This window comes from Mesorhizobium sp. RSR565B, assembly GCF_054719465.1.
The window spans coordinates 453570-472936 of sequence record NZ_JBTTIE010000001.1; the positions used below are offsets into that span (position 1 = coordinate 453570).

Annotated in this window: 21 protein-coding genes; 8 read left to right on the top strand and 13 right to left on the bottom strand. The window is 63.6% G+C overall.

The window, feature by feature from the left end; genetic code table 11:
• Positions 1–9: 9 nt before the first annotated feature.
• From ACYG9R_RS02305 to ACYG9R_RS02355, 11 genes are all read right to left on the bottom strand, one after another.
• Positions 10–303 carry an addiction module antidote protein gene (locus ACYG9R_RS02305; protein ID WP_023672747.1) on the bottom strand — a complete coding sequence of 98 codons (294 nt, stop codon included), beginning with the start codon at positions 301–303 and terminating at the stop codon, positions 10–12.
• 1 nt (position 304) lies between these two features.
• Positions 305–592, bottom strand: coding sequence for a type II toxin-antitoxin system RelE/ParE family toxin (locus ACYG9R_RS02310; RefSeq protein WP_023727340.1), 288 nt, complete (start codon positions 590–592; stop codon positions 305–307).
• A 52-nt stretch (positions 593–644) separates the two neighbouring features.
• The gene (locus ACYG9R_RS02315; RefSeq protein WP_023824134.1) at positions 645–1649 is read right to left on the bottom strand and encodes a Rieske (2Fe-2S) protein; all 1005 of its coding nucleotides are present in this window, start codon (positions 1647–1649) and stop codon (positions 645–647) included.
• On the bottom strand, positions 1646–2779 hold the full coding sequence (locus tag ACYG9R_RS02320) for a GNAT family N-acetyltransferase (RefSeq protein ID WP_050588442.1): 1134 nt from the start codon (positions 2777–2779) through the stop codon (positions 1646–1648). Before ACYG9R_RS02320 ends, ACYG9R_RS02315 begins: the two co-directional genes overlap by 4 nt.
• Positions 2776–4032, bottom strand: coding sequence for a F390 synthetase-related protein (locus ACYG9R_RS02325; protein WP_023824135.1), 1257 nt, complete (start codon positions 4030–4032; stop codon positions 2776–2778). The genes ACYG9R_RS02320 and ACYG9R_RS02325 overlap by 4 nt, the downstream gene beginning before the upstream one ends.
• Positions 4029–4853 (bottom strand): MBL fold metallo-hydrolase, encoded by an 825-nt coding sequence (locus ACYG9R_RS02330; RefSeq protein ID WP_023819171.1) that lies wholly within the window; start codon positions 4851–4853, stop codon positions 4029–4031. Before ACYG9R_RS02330 ends, ACYG9R_RS02325 begins: the two co-directional genes overlap by 4 nt.
• Positions 4850–5854: an NAD-dependent epimerase/dehydratase family protein gene (locus ACYG9R_RS02335; protein WP_031199461.1), complete on the bottom strand. Its 1005-nt coding sequence runs from the start codon at positions 5852–5854 to the stop codon at positions 4850–4852. Before ACYG9R_RS02335 ends, ACYG9R_RS02330 begins: the two co-directional genes overlap by 4 nt.
• On the bottom strand, positions 5851–6789 hold the full coding sequence (locus ACYG9R_RS02340; protein WP_245260075.1) for a 3-oxoacyl-ACP synthase III family protein: 939 nt from the start codon (positions 6787–6789) through the stop codon (positions 5851–5853). The genes ACYG9R_RS02335 and ACYG9R_RS02340 overlap by 4 nt, the downstream gene beginning before the upstream one ends.
• A 142-nt stretch (positions 6790–6931) precedes the next feature.
• The gene (locus ACYG9R_RS02345) at positions 6932–7381 is read right to left on the bottom strand and encodes a DNA polymerase III subunit chi (RefSeq protein WP_023824138.1); all 450 of its coding nucleotides are present in this window, start codon (positions 7379–7381) and stop codon (positions 6932–6934) included.
• Between the two features lie 8 nt (positions 7382–7389).
• The gene (locus ACYG9R_RS02350) at positions 7390–8880 is read right to left on the bottom strand and encodes a leucyl aminopeptidase (protein WP_023824139.1); all 1491 of its coding nucleotides are present in this window, start codon (positions 8878–8880) and stop codon (positions 7390–7392) included.
• Positions 8881–8929: 49 nt separating this feature from the next.
• Positions 8930–9223 carry a hypothetical protein gene (locus tag ACYG9R_RS02355; protein ID WP_155923279.1) on the bottom strand — a complete coding sequence of 98 codons (294 nt, stop codon included), beginning with the start codon at positions 9221–9223 and terminating at the stop codon, positions 8930–8932.
• A 32-nt stretch (positions 9224–9255) separates the two neighbouring features.
• Between ACYG9R_RS02355 and lptF the strand changes: the two genes are divergently transcribed.
• The 8 genes from lptF to ACYG9R_RS02395 all read left to right on the top strand — a co-directional run bounded on the left by lptF (position 9256) and on the right by ACYG9R_RS02395 (position 17565).
• Positions 9256–10455 (top strand): LPS export ABC transporter permease LptF, encoded by a 1200-nt coding sequence (lptF, locus tag ACYG9R_RS02360; RefSeq protein ID WP_023672737.1) that lies wholly within the window; start codon positions 9256–9258, stop codon positions 10453–10455.
• Positions 10456–10457: 2 nt separating this feature from the next.
• The gene (gene lptG / locus ACYG9R_RS02365) at positions 10458–11540 is read left to right on the top strand and encodes an LPS export ABC transporter permease LptG (RefSeq protein WP_023702945.1); all 1083 of its coding nucleotides are present in this window, start codon (positions 10458–10460) and stop codon (positions 11538–11540) included.
• The gene (locus ACYG9R_RS02370) at positions 11540–13990 is read left to right on the top strand and encodes an LPS-assembly protein LptD (RefSeq protein ID WP_023824140.1); all 2451 of its coding nucleotides are present in this window, start codon (positions 11540–11542) and stop codon (positions 13988–13990) included. The genes lptG and ACYG9R_RS02370 overlap by 1 nt, the downstream gene beginning before the upstream one ends.
• Positions 13991–14081: 91 nt before the next feature.
• A complete protein-coding gene (locus tag ACYG9R_RS02375) occupies positions 14082–15011 on the top strand; it encodes a peptidylprolyl isomerase (RefSeq protein WP_023685693.1) in 930 nt (309 codons plus the stop codon).
• Between the two features lie 12 nt (positions 15012–15023).
• Entirely contained in the window at positions 15024–16052 is a 1029-nt protein-coding gene (gene pdxA / locus ACYG9R_RS02380) for a 4-hydroxythreonine-4-phosphate dehydrogenase PdxA (protein ID WP_031199462.1), read from the top strand.
• Between the two features lie 24 nt (positions 16053–16076).
• Positions 16077–16913 carry a 16S rRNA (adenine(1518)-N(6)/adenine(1519)-N(6))-dimethyltransferase RsmA gene (gene rsmA / locus ACYG9R_RS02385; protein WP_023705356.1) on the top strand — a complete coding sequence of 279 codons (837 nt, stop codon included), beginning with the start codon at positions 16077–16079 and terminating at the stop codon, positions 16911–16913.
• A 68-nt stretch (positions 16914–16981) separates the two neighbouring features.
• Positions 16982–17287 (top strand): type II toxin-antitoxin system RelB/DinJ family antitoxin, encoded by a 306-nt coding sequence (locus ACYG9R_RS02390; protein ID WP_023672731.1) that lies wholly within the window; start codon positions 16982–16984, stop codon positions 17285–17287.
• Complete coding sequence (locus ACYG9R_RS02395; RefSeq protein ID WP_023824142.1) at positions 17284–17565, top strand: type II toxin-antitoxin system RelE/ParE family toxin; 282 nt, start codon at positions 17284–17286, stop codon at positions 17563–17565. Before ACYG9R_RS02390 ends, ACYG9R_RS02395 begins: the two co-directional genes overlap by 4 nt.
• 33 nt (positions 17566–17598) lie before the next feature.
• On the opposite strand, the gene gmk is transcribed toward ACYG9R_RS02395, so the two are convergent.
• Together gmk and ACYG9R_RS02405 are read right to left on the bottom strand one after the other, a co-directional pair.
• Positions 17599–18273 (bottom strand): guanylate kinase, encoded by a 675-nt coding sequence (gene gmk, locus ACYG9R_RS02400; protein ID WP_023672729.1) that lies wholly within the window; start codon positions 18271–18273, stop codon positions 17599–17601.
• 6 nt (positions 18274–18279) lie between these two features.
• Positions 18280–19170 (bottom strand): YicC/YloC family endoribonuclease, encoded by an 891-nt coding sequence (locus ACYG9R_RS02405; RefSeq protein WP_023824143.1) that lies wholly within the window; start codon positions 19168–19170, stop codon positions 18280–18282.
• Between the last annotated feature and the right edge of the window lie 197 nt (positions 19171–19367).

Below are 19367 nucleotides of genomic sequence, written 5' to 3' on the forward strand. Positions count from 1 at the left end.
TAAGGTTGCCTAAACGGGATTAACTGGCTTTGCGGACAATTGCAGGCCAAGCGCCTTGGTTACGCCCAGCAATGTACTGAGGCGCGGATCGCCCTTTTCGCTCAGCGCCTTGTAGAGTGCCTCTCGGGTCACGCCGGCGTCCTTCGCTATGCTTGTCATGCCGCGGGCGCGCGCGACAATGCCGAGGGCGTGCGCAATATAAGTCGCGTCCCCGGTCTCGAACGCATCAGCGAGCAGTTCGGCTTGAGACTCAGCATCATCAAGATATTCGGCGGCGTCGAATGGTGTGGTTCTGAGGGTCATATCAAACTTCCTTTGCCATTTTCCTGGCTTTTCCGATGTCCCTGTCCTGCGAGCCTTTGTCACCGCCGCAGAGCAGGATAATGACCGTGTTGCCGCGCCGGACGAAGTACACGCGGTATCCCGGACCGTAATCTACGCGCAATTCTCCTATGCCATCGAAGAACTTGGCGTCTCCCGCCAGCCCAGCCTGAACGCGGACAATCCGTTGGGTGATCTTCTTTACGGCGCGAATGTCCGTGAGCCCTCTGAGCCATTTTCGGAATTCGTCAGTGGATCGAACTTCGATCATCCGTGAACTATAATTTACAGCAGAACTGGAATCAAGTGCCGTGAACTTTAGATTACAGCTCGATTTGGTGCACCCGCGGCTCTGCCGCCGCCGGTGGCATCTTGCCGTCGATGATCGCCGCTATGTCGCGGCGCAGGAAATCCAGCGGGCCGATCGCCGGCTGAACCTGCGGCGATATACGGGCGTTGTCGCTGGCCGATTTCAGCACACGGCGATCCTGCTGCAGGGCAAAGGCAAAGAGCGGCCGGAAAGCAAGCGCCTTGAGTTCGCCGAACAGGCCCTGTCGCGGGCCGATCAGCCAGCCGACGCCTTCGACGGTCCGTTCGTCCGCCTGACGCAAATGGAAAGTGGTCGCCAGCGCCAAGCCGCCCTTGCCCCAATATTCGAGTTCGACGATGCCGGGATGGCGGTAGCGGCCGATGGTCCTGGCGCGCTCGCCTTCCAGCAGCCGGCTGACCAGCCCCTGTTGGCGGTCCTCGCCGGTGTAGCAGCTTTCGACCCAGCCCTTGCCGCCGGTCACCTCGACGCGCACGAGATGGCGCTTTGCGGTCAGGCCGCGCAGCACACCCTTGTGGGTGAAGTGGGTGTGAGTGGCGTCGAGAATGTTCTCGGCGGCGTCGAGCACCGTCGATCGCGCCGAGCTTCGCACCCGCTTCACGACGACATCCTTGCCTTGCATGCAATGGAGATAGGGCTCGCCCTCAGGCGTGCCTGCCGAGACGAAGACGACGCCGTCGCGCTCGATCGCGCTGTAGCGGCGGACACGGTAATGCGGGACGTCGCCGACATGGCCGGGAATGGCGGTGCAGCGCCCTTCCCCATTGTAGCGCCAGCCATGATAGGGACATTCGATCTCGCCACCGACGACCTTGCCGGTCGAGAGTTCGACCAGGCGGTGAGCGCAGCGGTCGAAGAGGGCTGCAATCCCCTGCGCCGAGCGGAACAGCACCAGTGGCGCGCCGTCGAACAGGATGCGCTTCGGCTTGGCTTTGATATCGGCAGACCGCATCACCGCCTGCCAATAGTCTTTGTCTTTCTGCTGCCGGGTGTCGCTCAAAGTTCAAATCTCCTGAGCAGGGGAATGCCGATCTTCGCGAGCACAAATTCCATGATCCGCACCGCCATGCGTTGGCGGCGCGGCAGATGGGCAGCATAGACGGCGTTGTATTCCACCGTCGCCACGGCGCCGCGCAAGCGTTTGAAGGCGGCGGCACCGGCGCTCATGTTGAAGAACAGGCTGTGCGCCATCGCATGATCCTGCGCCAGCGCCATCATCATGCGGTAAAGGCCTTCGCTCACCCGGAGGCCGGTGTCGTAGCCGACGATGGGCTGCGTCAATGTCCTGCCGTTCTGAGACAAAGCGGCGACGGCGACCAGTTCACCGCCGGGACGACGCAGGCCTGCCAGTTGCAGGATGCCGCGACGGTGCGTCTCGCCGATATAGCGGGCCGTGTAGTGCGGGTTGAGCGGCGTGTATTTGTCGAGATAGAGCATCCGGTAGAGCGCTTCGGCGCGCGCATAGTCGGCCTCGGTGAAGTCGCCATTGCCGACCTGCTCGAAAGGCGTCGTGGGCAGCCGCTTGCGGTCGCGCTTCATGTCGTTGGTCATGGCCGAACCGTCGCCTGCGAAGATGTAGATCTGCCGCGCCGCCAGCATTCGAAAACCCTCCGCCTTCAGCGCTGCGATTGTCGAGGGATCGGCGATCTCGTTCAGGGAGCGGATGAGAACAGCGCGATCGGGAAAACGCGCGGTGAGATCGTCGCGCATCGCCGCGACCGCGTTGCGATCGAGCAGCGGCACCGGATTGGTCGAATAGAGCCAGTTGTTGACCTGAACCTGATGGTCGAGGCCGCTCATCCTGACCAGCGGCGCGCACAGGCCGATCAGCATCCGCATCGTTTTTTGCAGCAAGGGCGAGGAGACGAAATTGCGGGTCTCGTCGATGGCATAGTCGATATAGGCGCTGGACGGGCAGCAGATGTAGCAGTTCGGCGCTTCGCTTCTGTCGTTCAGCGTCAGCGGAAAGGAGCGGCCGGCGATCTCGAAGGTTTCGACAGCCACTGTCAGATTGCGCACGAGGTCGCGCACCGGCACCTCGTTGAATAGCTGAACGAAGGCTTCGACCTCACGCGGGTTGTTTTCAACCTGGTCCACTTGAGCGACCGGCAATGCGGCAGGCCGATTCACGTCCTCATCCCCAGTCGGCATTCTACACGGCGCAGTTTACGGCTGGTCTCCAGCGGCAGGCTCTTGCGCAGGAGGCTGACTCTCACCGTCGCCTGGCGCGCGGCCAGTAGCGTTCGCACGGCTGCATGCGCGGCAGTGGCGGCTTCGTCGGCGAGCTCGGGCGCAAGGCTAAGTTCGATGACGTCGGCAGCGGTCTGGACCAGGCGGAAATCGTCGATGCGCCGGTCGGCCTTGAGCACCGCATTGCGTAGTATGTCGGGCGTGACGAGGAGCTGCCCGTGCGGCGAGGCGAGCCGGAAAGCGTCGTCCATGCGGCCGACGATCTCGTCCAGCGTGCGCAGCGGCGAGCCGCAGCGGCATGGCTTTTCGGACAGCCGCAGCAGATCGTTCATCCGGTAGCGCGCCATGATCTGGGTCCGGCGGCGAAAGGCGGTGATCAGCGGCATGGCCAGGCCGTCGCCGGCCGGTTCGAACTCGAAGAACACCGAATCCTCGGCCAGATGCAGCCCGCCCTGGCGGCAGGTGACGGCGAACAGCCCTTCGGTCGCCATGTAGATCTGGTCGAGCTGACGACCAAAGAATGCCTGGATGACCGGCCGGTCAACCGGGTCGAGCGTTTCGGCGGCGCTGAAGACACGCTGCGGCTTGAGCCTAAAGCCCTCGACCGCGAAGTGCCGCAGCATCTTCGGCGGCGCGATGATCACCGTCGGCGCGAAACCTTCGAGAGCGCCGCGCCAGCTCTCCGGACCGCGCGTCAGATCGAAGAAGCGCAGGTCGATACGCCGCGATTTGCGCGCGCTATCGTAGAGCCCGGTGTTTTGCGGCAGGATCACCGCAACGCGCTGCCGGCGCCAGAGCAGATCGGGCACTGCTTTGGCCAGGATGGTGCCCAGCCAGCGGTATTTTTCCGCTTCGGAAATGATGAACAGGCCACGATTGCCCGACGTGCCGGTGCTGGCGCCGACTGTCAGTTCACCAATGCGGCCATCGCCTGCCTGCGCCTTCCAGGCCTCGGCGGCCGAGACGCCGCGGATGTTGAAGCGCTCGAAATTGCCCATCAGCGTCGCCTTGTCGGTCACCGGCAGATCGCCGAGATGACGCGGCGTCTTGCCGTAGAACGGCGCGCGCGGCAGGTCGCGGTCGAGAAAGCGGCGCAAGGCATGACCTTGCCAGCGTTCGAAATTCTCACGGCTCTTGCGCGAGAGCCATTGCGTCAACACAAACGAACGGGCCGCTTCCGTCGGCCCGTTCATGCGCTCTCTCCGGCCAGATCGTAGGCCGTCACCGCCGGATCATGACAAAGAACAACCTCGCCGCCGGTCGCCAGAAACCGGCGCAACATTACGCTGGTCGGCTCGATCGCGGCGGCATCCTCGGCCAGCAGGGTTGCCGGCAGACCGGGAGTTCGGTTTTCGACAAGGGCCGCGAACAACCATTGCGCGTCGACGGCGTAGAGCAGCGGCCGCTCGAGATTTGGGAACGAAAGGCCGAACTGGCCATCGGCATGGCCGGGCAGACCGACTGCGATGACGCTGCCGTCGCCGAACAGATCGGCGCCGCCTGGCACGCCGCCGCGAGGTTCGATCCGCCGCTTCGACGACAGCCCGTCGAGCCGGCTCTCGAAATCGGCCGGGAACAGTTCCTTGAAGACGCCATGGCGCAGATTCTGCCGGGAAGTCTTGGCCTTCGCCCGCGCCCAGGCGGTGTCATTGGCGATAAGCCGAGCGTTGGGAAACAGCGACAGGCCCGACATGTGGTCGGCATGGAAATGCGTGACAATGACGGTGCGCACATCCTGCAAAGACAGGCCGAAGCGCGCCAGTACCGCGAGCGGCTGCTCGGCTTCGTTGAGCTGGGGCCGGAGGATCGCACTGTAAAGACGCAGCGCCGTGCTGCGCTCGCTGCCTTGTGTCACATGCGGCGTGTAGCCGGTATCGATCAGTACGGGGCCGGCCTGCGGATGCATGATCAGGCCGTAGCGGACACGTAGCCTGACCTTCGCCCAGCTGCCGCCGCGCAGGATCAGGCGCTCGGCTGCGCTGACAGAGGCGCTGTTGGCGAAGACGATCTTCACGCAGCCTCCCTGCTTTCCGTCGCCTTGCCGAATGTGCGATCGAGCCCTTCCTCGAACGACACTTTCGGCGCCCAGCCGAGGATGCGGCCTGCCTTGGAAAGATCGAGGCTCTGCGCATAGGCGAACAGGCCAAGACCGTAGCGCGTCACCGGCGGTTCCGGGCGGCCGGGCAATATATTCGCTACCGTCTCCGCTATCCCGGCCGCCAGCATGGCGGGCCAGAGCGGCATTCTGCGCCAGCGCGGCTGCACGCCGGCGCGGGCGCAGGCCGCCTCGGCAATGCGGCGGACCGGCACCACTTCGCCGCCGGAGACGTTGAATATCTGTCCCTCGGCAGCGCTGCCAGCGGAGAGCGCGGCAAGCACGGCATCGACGACATCCTCTACATAAGTGAGATCGATGCGCGCCTTGCCGTCGCGAAACAGCGGCAGCGGGCGCTGCCGTGCCACCTGCAGCAGGCGCGGCAGCAGCGTGCGGTCGCCGGGACCGTAGAGGCCGCGCGGCCGCAGCACCACCGGGCTGATCTCAGGCGCCGCCAGCACGATCTCCTCGGCCTGCCGCTTGGTGCGGGCATAGTGGTTGACCGGAGGGGGCAAGGCCGCATTCTCGGAAACTCCGAGCTGGTCGCGATAGGCGAAACAGACCGTCGGGCTGGAGATATGGACGAAGCGGCGCACGCCTTGCCCGCGCGCGAAATCGCTGAGGTTGCGGGTAGCTGTGACATTTGCCGTCTGGAAATCCGCCAACCTGCCGAAGGGCGCGGAAAGTGCCGCGCAGTGGATGATCGCATCGACGCCGTCGAGAGCGCGCGCGGCAGCTGCATCGAATGGTTGAGACAAATCGAGCCGAACGACCCGATGACCAGCGGCTTCGAGCGCCGCGCAGCGTTTGGCGTCCCTGCCAAGACCCAGCGCCGGTGTGCCCACTGCCGCCAGCCGCGCCATGATATGCGCGCCGAGGAAGCCGCTGGCGCCGGTGACGAGGACGCGTCCCACGGTCATGCTTCCAGCGCCATGCCGCCGAACGACACGCCGGCCGAGGTGCCGAGGAACAGCACCTTGGCGCCCGGCCCAATGCGTTGTTCGCGGCGTGCGACATCGAGCGCAAACGGGATGGAAGCGGCGATCTGATTGCCGTAGCGCGCCGCGATGTCGACGAGCTTTTCCCTGGCGAAGCCGGTCTGGCGCGCCATGTGGGCGAGCGCCAAAGGGCTCGCCTGATGCGGCACGACGAGGTCAACATCGTCGTGCCGCCAGCCGGCGCGATCGAGCAACTCCGCTACAAAGCCGTTGAAATGGCGTGACGTGACGCGAAACAGTTCCTTACCCTCCATGTGGAACAGGCTGTGGCGGGCGAATTCCTCAGGCTCACGATGAAAGTCGAACCGGGTGCCACCGGAGCCGATGCTGCAGGCCTCATAGGCGGAAGGGTAGGTGCGCATCAGGTTGGCCGCGACCCGACCCTCGCTTGGGGCCTGTTGCAGCACGGCGGCCGCCGCGCCATCGCCGAAGAGGGCCGCAATTTCCGGCTGGTCCTGCCACGGCAGGGCGCGCGAGGCGATTTCAGACGAGAACACCAGCGCGGTGCGGCATTGCCCGGCCTCGATCAGGCGCGACGCGGTCTCGAAGGCTGTGAGGAAGCCGAGGCAGGTGCTGTTGACGTCGAAAGCGGCCGCCGACCCATCGGCAAGGCCGAGGCGCTGCATGACCAGCGGCGCCGTCGACGGCAACGGCTGGTAAGGCACGCCGCAACCGCCGATGACCAGATCGACACTGCCTGCCTCAAGTTCGGCATCGGCAAGCGCCAGACGGGCTGCGGCACAAGCAAGGTCGACCTGCGATTCGGCCTCGCAGACATAGCGTTCGATGACGCCGGTCGCGGCCTCGAAATGTCCATCGCCAAACCCCAGCCGCGCATCGAGGGCGCGCGACGTCACGCATCGAGCCGGCACGGCCCGCCCCGTTCCGATGATCCTGATCCGCATTCTCAGCCCGCCGCTTGAGTTGCGCTTTTCGCAATCCTTAGATCGGATCGTTCGGCGATAACAGCGTCGTTTTCAAGACGCGCCGGCAAAGCGCTTACGCCTTGCGTTCCCAGCGCCGGTCGGGCGTCTGCTGCCAGTAGGTGACCGCGTGGCCGGCCTCTTTCAACGTCTTCCAATGCATCCGCGCGCCTTCGACCTGGGCCGCATCGTGGCCGTCGAACAGGAACACGGCGCGTTCGTAGCCGGCGAGAGCGGCGGGAGCGGCGCCATCGACAAGGAAGCGTATCTGCGCCTGGTTGGGGTTGCCGTCGCTTGTGGTGAGCAGGATTGGCTGTTCGGCCGGATGGGCTTCACGGTCGGTCGCGTGCGCGAGGAACGAATCGTCCCTGAATGTCCACAGATGCAGGTCGAGGGCGTCGCGCCGCTCCTCGGTCCCGGTCTGCACCACGGCGCGCCAGCCGCGATCGATGCTGCGCTCGAGCAGGCCGGGCAGCGCATCCTCCAGCGTCGATTCGGTCAGGTGGTAGAACAGGACATCGGCCATTCCCTGCCTTATCCCTCGTAATTGTCGCGGACCAGCCGGTCGAGCAGCCTGACGCCGAAACCCGAGCCCCAGGACTGGTTGATCTCGCTCGGCGGCGAGCCCATCGCGGTGCCGGCGATGTCGAGATGCGCCCACGGGGTTTCCTTGACGAACCGCTGCAGGAACTGCGCGGCGATGATGGCGCCACCATAGCGGCCGCCGATGTTCTTCATGTCGGCGTTCTTGGAATCGATCAGCTTGTCGTATTCGGGCCCAAGCGGCATGCGCCAGAGCCGCTCCTGCGTCGCCTGGCCGGCCGCCGTCAACCTGTCCGACAGTTCGTCATTGTTGGAGAACAGGCCGGCATAGTGCTGGCCGAGCGCGACCATGATGGCGCCGGTCAGCGTCGCCAGATTGACCATGAATTTCGGCTGGAAGCGGTCGTTGCAGTACCACAGCGCATCGGCCAGCACGAGGCGTCCTTCGGCGTCGGTGTTGAGCACCTCGATGGTCTGCCCCGACATCGAGGTGACGATGTCGCCGGGGCGCTGGGCATGGCCGTCGACGGCATTTTCCACCAGCCCGACGATGCCGACGACATTGGCCTTGGCCTTGCGCGCGGCTAGCGCCTGAATGAGCCCGATGACGGCCGCGGCGCCGCCCATGTCGCCCTTCATGTCCTCCATGCCGGAAGCCGGTTTCATCGAATTGCCGCCGGTGTCGAAGGTGACGCCCTTGCCGACGAAGGCGACCGGTGCGTCCTTGGCCTTGCCGCCCTTCCATTGCATGACAGCCATCCGGGCGCCGCGCGGCGAGCCTTGCGCGACACCGAGGAGCGAGCCCATGCCGAGCTTCTTCATTTCCTTCTCGGTGAGGATCTCGACCTCGACGCCGAGCGCCTCCAGTTCCTTGGCGCGGGCGGCGAATTCGATAGGCCCGAGCGTATTGGCCGGTTCGTTGACAAGATCGCGTGCCAGAAGCACGCCATTTATGACCGCAACCTCGTCGGCGAAGGCCTTTTTCGCCGCGGCAGGATCGGCGGTGTGGATGGTCACCTTGACCGGTTTCTTCGGCTCGGCATCGTCCTTGTCTTTCCTGGTCTTGTATTTGTCGAAGGAGTAGCTGCGCAGAATGATGCCGGCGGCAAGGTTCGCCGCTTGCCTGCCGCCAATCTTTGCGCCCGGCACATCGAGGATGACGGCCACCTCCGCTGCCTTGCGCAGGGACGCGGCGATGGTGCCGCCAAGCTTCAGCCAGGCAAAGTCATCGAGGCCGGCGACCTTGCCGGCGCCGACCGCCACCAGTCGGTCGAGCGATGTTCCCTGCGGCGCCAGTACTTCGACGACACCGGCGAATTTGCCGGAAAACTCCGCCACCGGAAACGCCCGCGCCAGCGTTCCTGCCGGGTCGCAGGCCTTTGCCGGTTCGCCAAGACCACCATCGTCGGCCGCCAGCACGAAGATGCTGCCCTTTTTGGGTGCGGCAAATTTGGCGAAGGCGATCAATGGTCTCAAAGTCATCAGGTCCTGCTTTCGGGAAACGGCTCAGATTTTCAGGAAAAATGCATTCTCAGGGAAGATGCGCGACATTTGGTCGTTTTCCTTGATTTGGCAAGACTTTGCCGGAATCAGGGCTCATATGCGCAGCGGAATCGATAACGATTCGTCGCGGCACGGCCCCGCTTTCCTGCCGCAACCTGTTGTTAACCATTGATGTTCTCCCTTTCTTATCCATTGCCGCCGACACTCCGGCCTGCGGGACGGGCGATGTGGGACGGAGAATCGGATCGAACCGCCTGAAAGAAATGGCCAAACGCACCCAGTTGTACAGCCGCAGCCGGACGACTACCTTGTCCGCGGGCATGATGCCGTTCGGCAAATCGAGAAAAGCCTTACATGAAGGTCGTTGAACGCTACATCATGCGTCGCGCACTGGCGGTGTTTCTCGCTGCGCTGATCTGGACGCTGGCCATTGTCTGGACGACGCAGGTGCTTGCCCGCATCGACCTGGTCACCGACAGTGGCCAATCGGCGCTGACTTTTTTCGAGGTCGCGGGCCTCATCATCCCCACCATCATCCCGATCGTGGTCCCGTTCGCCCTGGTGGTGGCGGTTGCCCAGACGCTCAGCGTCATGAACTCCGATTCGGAATTGGCCGTCATCAACGCCGCCGGCGCCTCGCGCTGGACGATTGTGCGGCCGGTCCTGCTGATCGCGCTGGCGGCCAGCGTCTTTTCCTTCGCGGTCGACAATGGCGTCGAACCCTATGCCAGGCAGAAGAACCGCCAGCTGATCGCGTCCTCGCGCGCCGATCTCTTGTCGCTGATCATCCAGGAAGGCACGTTCCGCAAGATCGACGACGGGCTGTTCCTGCAGATAGGCGAGCGGCTGCCGGACAACCGGCTCGGCGGCATCTTCGTGGCCGATTCGCGCGAGGAAGGCGCCAATCTGATCTATTATGCCAAGAGCGGCAGCGTCGTCGAAAAGGGTGACGAGAAGGTGCTGATGATGAATGACGGCGTCATTCATCGCAAGACGCTGACCGGCGACCTGTCGGTCATCCGCTTCACGTCCTACGCCTTCGACCTTTCCGCCTTCATGTCGGCGGCAAACGATATCATGCTCCTGCCCAAGGACCGAACGACGCAATACCTGCTCAACCCGGATCCGAACGACAAGATCTTCCAGCGCAGGCCCGGCGCCTACAAGGCCGAGCTCGACCAGCGCTTTTCCGAATGGTCCTATTCGCTGGTGTTCGCGCTGATCGCGCTGGCCGTGGCAGGCGATGCGCGCTCACACCGCGAGGCGCGCATCCACCCGCTGATCACAGCCATCGCCATTGCGCTGTTCGTGCGCTGGCTGGGCTTCTTTGCCGCCGGCAAGGCCGACAAGATCCCGCAATACGCCTATATGGTCTATGGCGTGCCGGTCATCGCCTCGGCGGTCGCCATCTGGTTCATCGTCACCTCGCGAAGCATGGAACTGCCCGGCAGCTGGGCCGACTGGATGACTAATTTCGCCGGCCGCGTCAGCGATGGCTGGACGGCGCTCAAGCTGCGCCTCAATCGGCGCTACACATCCGGCCAGGGAGCCTGACGATGGGCTGGACCCTGGGCCGCTACTTCTTCTTTCGCTACGTGTCGATCACGATCTGGTTCTTCATCGGCCTTCTGGCGCTGGTGTTCCTGATCGACTTCACCGAGCTGTCCGGCCGCATCACCGGCCTGCCGGGCTTCACCTACGGCACGGCGGTCGCGATCTCGGCGCTGAGGATGCCAATGATCATGCTGCAGACGGTGCCGTTCGTCGGCCTGTTCTCGGCGATGGCGACGCTGGTGTCGCTCAACCGCAAATACGAGCTGGTGATTGCGCGATCGGCCGGAGTGTCGGCCTGGCAGTTTCTGTTGCCCTGCTGCATAGGTGCGCTGTTATTCGGCATACTATCGGTCGGCGTGCTCAATCCGATCGCCGCGCATGGCTTCTCATGGTCGGAGCAGATGGAAAACCAGCTGCGATCCGGCAATTCGAACGTGGTGGCGGCCGATGCCACGCCGTGGATCCGCCAGAAAACCAACTCGGGCGACACCATCATCGGCGCCCGCGCCATCCTGAACCAGGGCCTGGAAATGGCCGACACCGTGTTCTTCGTCCTCGATCCGCAGGGCAACATCGTCGAGCGCAAGGACGCCGCGCGGGCCTTTCTGCGCGACGGCTACTGGGAATTGCAGGACGTCAAGGTGTTCAAGGACGGCAACATCCGTTCCGAAACGACCGACCAGTTGCCGACCAACCTCAAGCCGGAATTCGTGCAGGAACGGCTGGCGCGCCCCGAAACCATCCCGTTTTACGACCTTCCCGGCAAGATTGAGGTTGCCCGCTCCTTCGGCCTCAAGGCAAATGCCTTCGCCATGCAGTTCGATTCGCTGGTGGCGTTACCGTTCCTGCTTGTGGCCATGACGCTGATTGCGGCAACAGTTTCAATGCGATTTGCGAGGATGGGGCAGTCGGCAACGATGATTCTGGGTGGCGTCCTCGCCGGCTTTCTGCTTTATGTCGTTTCGGTATTGGTCAAGGCATTCGGCGTGGCGGGATTCGTGCCCACAGCCGTGGCTGCATGGGTTCCGGTTGTCGTGGCTATGTTCTTTGGGGTGACATTCCTGCTATACAAGGAAGACGGCTAGTGAGGGAGGCGGCTTTGCGCAGCCATAGGCAGGCCGGTTTGGCGCGCCTCTATTCGGCGAGCGCCTTGGCATGCCTGCTCGCCTGCGGCGTGCTGACGGCTCCTGCGCTGGCGCAGGACGTCACCGACGTGGCAACGAAGGTTCCTTCCGGCTCCCAGATGCTGCTGGCGGCAGACACGCTCGTCTATAACAACGACAACCAGACGGTCACCGCCATCGGCGGCGTCCAGATCGACTATGGCGGCAACAAGCTCGTCGCCCAACGCGTCGTCTATGATCGAAACACCAAGCGGCTGGTTGCCAGCGGCAATGTCGAGATCGTCAACAGCGACGGCACCAAGATCAACTCGCAGCATATCGATATTACCGACGATTTCGCTGACGGTTTCGTCAATGCGCTGCGCGTCGAAACGCCCGAAAAAGCCTATTTCGCCGCCGAAAGCGCCGAGCGCATGGGCGGCGTGCTGACAACGTTCCACAACGGCGTCTATACGGCCTGCGAGCCTTGCGAAGACAAGCCGGACAAGGCGCCGACCTGGCGGATCAAAGCCAGGAAGATCATTTGGAACGGCGAAAAGAAGACGGTTCGCTTCGAGAACGCGAATTTCGAATTCTTCGGCTTCCCGCTGGCTTATCTGCCGGCGTTCGAGATCGCCGACCCTACGGTCAAGCGCAAAAGCGGCTTCCTGATCCCCAGCATCGGCTACAACAACCGTCTCGGCGTCGGCGTCAAAGTCCCCTACTATTTTGCCCTGTCGCCGACCTATGACCTCACCGTTACCGGCAGCGGCTACACCAAGCAGGGTTTCCTCGGCGAGGCCGAGTGGCGCCAGCGCTTCAACAATGGCCAATACACGCTGAAGCTTGCCGGAATCAACCAGCAGGACCCTGGCGCTTTCCGTGATTTCGCGGCTTTCCCCGGCGGCTACAATGTCAATTCGGGGCCAGCAGGCGATCCGAACAAATTCCGCGGGATGATGGGCACCAAAGGCCAGTTCGCCATCAATCCGCGCTGGGACTTCGGCTGGGATATCCTGCTTCAGACCGACAAGAATTTTTCGCGTACCTACACGATCGAAGGCTACAACGACGCCGTGCATCAATCGTCGGTCTACCTGACCGGCCTAAACGACCGCAATTATTTCGATGTGCGCGCCATGCGCTTCCAGGTTCAGGAAAACACACCGGACGGCAACGTCGCATCGCGCAGCGACAAGCAGCCCTGGGTGTTGCCGTCGCTCGACTATGCCTACATCCCCGACATGTCGGTGGCCGGCGGCCGGCTGTCGTTCAACGTCAATGCACGAGTCATTCGCCGCGACGATCTCGATCAGGCCTATTTTACCCCCTACGTGCCGGGCTCCGGCGTCCAGCGCGTGCGCGGCATCGAGGGCGAATCCGGTCGCCTCACCGCCGAAGCCGAATGGAAGCGTACCTTCACCACGGACGGCGGATTGCAGTTGACGCCCCTTCTGGCTCTGCAGGGCGACGTCGACTATCTCAACGCTTCTTCGGCTTCGCTGACTGCGGTAAACCAGATGGCAACGAATGTCGGTGCCGCCGACGACATGCGGTCTTCCTTCGCCCGTTACATGGCGACCGCCGGCCTTGAGATGCGCTGGCCGGTGCTGTTTTCGATGGCCGGCTCCAGCCATATCGTCGAGCCGATGGCGCAGGTCTTCATGCGCCCGAACGAGCAGTATGTCGGCGGGCTCGCCGTTCCCAACGAGGATGCACAGAGCTTCGTCTTCGATGCCACGACGCTGTTCGAGCGCGACAAGTTCTCCGGCTACGACCGCGTCGAAGGCGGCAGCCGCGCCAATGTCGGATTCCGCTATTCCGGCGCCTATGACAATGGCTGGGGCACCAATGCCATCTTCGGCCAATCCTACCAGCTGGGCGGCCGCAACTCCTTCAATTCGCCGGATCTGGTCAATGTCGGCGCCAATGTCGATGGCGCTGCTAATTCGGGCCTGGAGACTTCGACCTCCGACTATGTCGGCCTTGTCGGCTTCAGCAGCCCGAGCGGCTTCTCCGGTTCGCTCAGCGGCCGCTTCGACGAGCAGACCTTCGAAGTTCGCCGTGCCGAGGTGAAGGCCGCCTATTCCGGGCTGCCGGTTTCGCTGAGCGCCAAATACGCCTTCATCCAGGCGCAGCCGCTCTATGGTTTCACCACCGATCGCCACGAAGTCACGCTCGGCGCCTCGACGCACCTGGCCGAAAACTGGCGCGTCTTCGGCACCGGCACCTACGACCTGCAACAAAGCGTGCTGGTCAAGGACGGCGTCGGCTTTGCCTACAATGATTCCTGCTTCACCTACCTGATGACGTACTCGGAATCACGCGACATCAACACCAAGGAAGTGTCGCAGAATGTCGGCTTCAACCTGTCGTTCCGCACGCTCGGCGATTTCGGCTCGTCCCAAAGCTCGATCGACTCCATCCAGTAGAGCCGGCTGACGACATCGTTTTGCCGCATAAAGCGGGCACGGATTTCGCCAATATCGGGCTGGAATCGGCCAAAACCGGGCTAGAATTGGGATGCTTTCGATGAGGAAATACCTGTTTTCGGCAGGATTCGCGCTCCTGTTCGCGGCGACCTCGGTCTCTGTCACCACGATGGTACCGCCGGCCTTCGCCAGTGAAATCAAGTATGTCGTCAACAACATGCCGATCACCACCGGCGACATCGCGCACCGGGCTGCCTTCCTGAAACTGCAGCGCAAGAAGGGTGACGCGGGTCAGGAAATGATCGACCAGACGCTGCGTATGGCGGAGGCCAGGCGTCTCGGCATCCGCATCTCCGACGCCCAGGTAGAGGCTGCCTATCAGCGCTTTGCCTCGAGCAACAAGATGCAGCTCAAGCAGCTCGACGGTGTCATGGCGCAGTCCGGCGTGACCAAGGAGCATTTCAAGGAATTCATCCGCTCCCAGATGGCGTGGAACCAGGCGCTGAGCGCACGCTACAGCGGCGGCGGCGGGGAGGTGAGCGAACAGGATCTGGTCAAGCGCATGCTCGAAAAAGGCGGCGCCAAGCCAAGCGCCACCGAGTACATGCTGCAGCAGGTGATCTTCGTGGTGCCGAAGGCCGAGCGCAGTGCCACACTCGCCAAACGCAAGCGCGAGGCTGAAGCCATGCGCGCCCGCTTCAATGGCTGCAACACCACGCGTGAATTCGCCAAGGGCCTGATCGACGTCACCGTTCGCGACCTCCCCCGATTGCTGGCGCCGCAACTGCCGCCGGACTGGGCCGAGCAGATCAAGGCCACCAAGCTGGGCGGCGCCACGGCCGTGCGCGAGACCGATCGCGGCATTGAATTCATCGGCATCTGCTCGTCGCGCGAGGTTTCCGACGACAAGGCGGCCCAGATGGTGTTCCAGAGCGAAGGCAGCGGCGACAAGAACGCCGACGAGCTCTCGGCCAAATATGTCGAAGAGCTGAAGGCGAAAGCCAAGATCGTTACGCGCTGAACCGGCCGAGCCGTGCGTGAGACAGAGCTTCCGCTGGCGCTGAGCGTCGGCGATCCATCCGGCGTCGGTCCGGAAATCGCCATTGCCGCGTGGCAGAGCGCCCGCGGTTCCGGTGCCGCGCCCTTCTATCTTCTCGCCGATCCGGCGCTGATTGCCGCGCGGGCGCGCCGGCTCGGCGCGGCGGTGGCAATCGCCGAGACGGTGCCGGCCCAAGCGGCTGGTGTCTTTCAACACGCCTTGCCCGTGGTGCCGCTGGCGGCCCACTTCACCGATGATCCCGGCCGGCCCGACCCGGCCAATGCCGCCGGCATCATCGAGGCCATCGATCGCGCCGTCGCCGACTGCCTTGACGGTCACGCGGCCGCGGTCGTCACCTGTCCGATCGCGAAGAAGCCGCTTTACGATGCCGGCTTCGGCTTTCCCGGTCACACCGAATATCTGGCGCATCTGGCCTCGCTCCACACCGGCGGCACGGTGACGCCGGTGATGCTGCTCGCCGGCCCCGAATTGCGCACCGTTCCGGTCACCATCCACATCGGGCTGGCCGAGGTGCCGAAGACGCTGACGACGGAGCTGATCGTTGCCATCGCGCGCATCACCGCCGGCGATCTTGCACGCCGTTTCGGCATCGCCAGGCCGAGGCTCGCGCTTGCCGGCCTCAATCCGCATGCCGGCGAAAGCGGCGCCATGGGGACAGAGGACGAGCGCATCATTCGTCCTGCGGTCGACATGTTGCGGGCGCAAGGCATCGATGCCTTCGGACCGCTGCCGGCCGATACGATGTTTCATGCGCGCGCTCGCGCCGGCTACGACGTGGCGGTCTGCATGTATCATGACCAGGCGTTGATCCCGGCCAAGGCGCTGGCCTTCGACGAGGCCGTCAACGTCACGCTTGGCCTGCCGTTCATCCGCACCTCGCCCGATCACGGCACAGCCTTCGACATCGCCGGCAAGGGCATCGCACGTCCCGACAGCCTGATCGCGGCGCTGAAGCTGGCCCGCCGGCTGGCCGATACCGGCGCAAAGCCCGCAGCTGCATGAGCCCAAAATCATGAGCCCAAAATCATGAGCATTGACGGGCTGCCGCCGCTGCGCGAGGTGATCGAGCGCCATGGACTGCAGGCAAAGAAGGCGCTTGGCCAGAATTTCCTGCTCGACCTCAATTTGACCGGCAAGATCGCGCGGGTCGCCGGCGACCTCAGCGACAGCACGGTGATCGAGGTCGGCCCCGGCCCCGGCGGGCTGACCAGGGCGCTGCTCGCTGCCGGTGCCGGCCGCGTCGTCGCCATCGAGCGCGACGAACGCTGCCTTGCGGCCTTGGCCGAGGTCTCCAACCACTATCCGGGCCGGCTCGAGGTGATCAGCGGCGATGCGCTGAAGACGGATTTTGCCGCTCTTGCCAAGACCGCGTCACAAGACGGCCCGGTGAGGATTGCCGCCAACCTGCCCTACAATATCGGCACCGAGCTGTTGATCCGTTGGCTGACCGTGGCGGACTGGCCACCCTTCTATCAATCGATGACGCTGATGTTCCAGCGCGAGGTGGCCGAGCGCATTGTCGCCGGTGCCGGCAGCGATGCTTATGGCCGGCTCGGCGTGCTGGCGGGCTGGCGGACCGAGGCGAGGATCGCCTTCGACGTGCCGCCGCAAGCGTTCACGCCGCCACCCAAGGTAACGTCCTCGGTGGTGCATCTGGTGCCGCGCGCCAGCCCTTTGTCAACCGACGTGAAAAAACTCGGTCGCGTCACCGAAGCCGCTTTCGGCCAGCGCCGGAAAATGCTGCGGCAGAGCGTGAAGAGCCTGGGTGGCGAGGCACTGCTGACGCGCGCCGGCATCGATCCGACCCGGCGTGCGGAGACGCTCAGCGTCGAGGAATTCGTGCGGCTGACAAACGCGGTTTGACCGGCGGCGCTAGCGCCGCCTAGCAATCGTCATTCAAACGCATTACATTGACGTCGAAGGAGATTGCCATGCCAGCAAATGCACTGGTCCAGACGCGTATCGACGCCGACATCCGGGATCGAGCTTCGGCGGTGCTCGAAAGCATGGGGCTGACGGTCTCGGATGCGGTGCGGATATTGCTCACCCGAACCGCCAACGAGGGTGCGCTGCCCATCGATCTCGTCACAAACAACGAGGCGTATGATTTATGGTTTCGCGCCAAGGTTCGCGAAGCGCTCGACGACACCCGACAAGACATTCCTGATGATCAAGTCGAGGCGCATTTTGCCGAGAGACGCGCCGCGGCGCGGCGTTCGGGTGAACCTAAATCTTGAAGATCGTCTGGTCGCCATTCGCGCTTTCAGATCGCGACGGCATCTTCGCGCATATCGAGGCCGACAATCCTGCGGCCGCGATCGCCACCGATGAGCGGATCGTCGCCGCAATCAACCGTCTTCGGGACCTTCCCCAAAGCGGCCGGATCGGCAGGCTTGCAGGGACACGAGAGATCGTCATCGTCGGCACGCCATATCAGCTGACCAACAGCACGATTCGAATCCTGCGCGTGCTTCACGGAGCGCAGCGTTGGCCGGACGATCTGCCAGGCAGCTGATGCTGCTAATTTAGATTGCCAGCGGTGGACGAGCTATTCCGTCTTCTCGTCCAGCAACCCCGAGACGAAATCGAACAGCCCGGGCCGGCGGTCGCGCCGCAGCCTTTCCGCCGTCACGATGCCACGCACTTCGGCGAAGGCGCGGTCGAGATCGTCGTTGACGATGACAAAGTCATATTCCTTCCAGTGCTCGATCTCGTTGCGGGCGTTCTTCAGCCTGGTCTCGATCACGTGCTCCTGGTCCTCGGCGCGGCGCTTGAGGCGCGACTTCAATTCCTTCATCGACGGCGGCAGGATGAAGATCGAGACGATGTCGGCGCGCATCTTCTCCTTGAGCTGCTGGGCGCCTTGCCAGTCGATGTCGAAGAGCATGTCACGGCCCTGCGCCAGCGCCAGTTCGGCCGGCTCGCGCGGCGTCGCGTAGCAATTGCCGTGCACCTCGGCCCATTCGAGCAATGCGTCGGAATCGCGCAGCCGCTCGAACTCGCGCGTGGTGCGGAAGTGATAGTGGACGCCCTCGATCTCCGAGCCGCGGCGTGGCCTGGTAGTGACCGAGACCGATAATTCCAGGCTGCCGTCGCTTTCCAGCAGGTTGCGCGCGATCGTCGACTTGCCGGCGCCCGACGGCGACGACAGGACCAGCATCAGCCCGCGGCGGCGAATGCGGGATCCGAGATCCCTGGCAACCATCGGCTCCTTGCCACCCATTCGGGTTTACTCCAGATTCTGGACCTGTTCGCGAAACTGGTCGACCACCGCCTTCAGTTCCAGCCCGATGGCGGTGACAGTGGCGGCGTTCGACTTGGAACACAGCGTATTCGATTCGCGGTTGAATTCCTGCGCCAGAAAATCGAGCTTGCGGCCGATGGCGCCGCCATTTGCCAGCAGCGCTCTGCCCGACGCCACATGCGTCTTCAGCCGATCGATCTCTTCACGGATATCGGCCTTGGTGGCCAGGAACGCCGCTTCCATGTGCAGCCGGCCGGCATCGAGATTGGCCGACGCATCCATCAGCAGCCGCACCTGTTCGGCGATCCGCTCGCGGATCGCCGCCGGTTCGCGCGACGGGTCGGCCTCGGCTTGAAGCGTCAGCGCCTCAATGGCGTCGATATGGCCGGAAAGCAGCGAACGCAGCGCTTCGCCCTCGTTCTGGCGTGCCTGCTCGAGACCTGTAAGCGCCCTTTCCAGCGCGGACAGGATTGACGCGTCGAGTGCTGCCCGCACCTCCTCGGTTTCGCTGGTTTCAGGGATATCGAGCACGCCGCGCAGGGAAAGCAGACCGTCGGCAGTTGCCGGACCAACACCGAACTGGTCCTGCAGCCGCTTGGCCATGCCCGCCAGATCCCTGAGGAAGGCTTCGTTGACCACCGGCTGCGCCTGCTGGCCGGCGGCGCGGCCGACGGTCAGCGTCGCTTGGAAATTGCCACGCGAAAAGCGCTTCTGCAGCGTCTGCCGCACAGTCGGTTCGAGCCGCTCGAAACCTTGCGGCAACCGCAACCTGACCTCGACGCTCTTGCCGTTGACCGACTTGACCTCCCAGGCGATCGAGGCGCCGTCATGTTCGGCAACAGTGCGTGCAAATCCGGTCATGCTCTGCAAATTCATGATGCGGCTCGTGTCTCCCTGATGGTCCGATTCTAACAATTGCGCATGCGTTCGATATCACGGGCAGCGCGAATGTCAGAATCGCAATACCGGCAAGATGTTGATTGCCGCTGTCGTTTCGATCTCGCAGGGCTGAAATCGAGATTCAGAGGCACCCGAGCAAGACCGAAAACGCTTCGAACCCCGCTGTTCGTTCA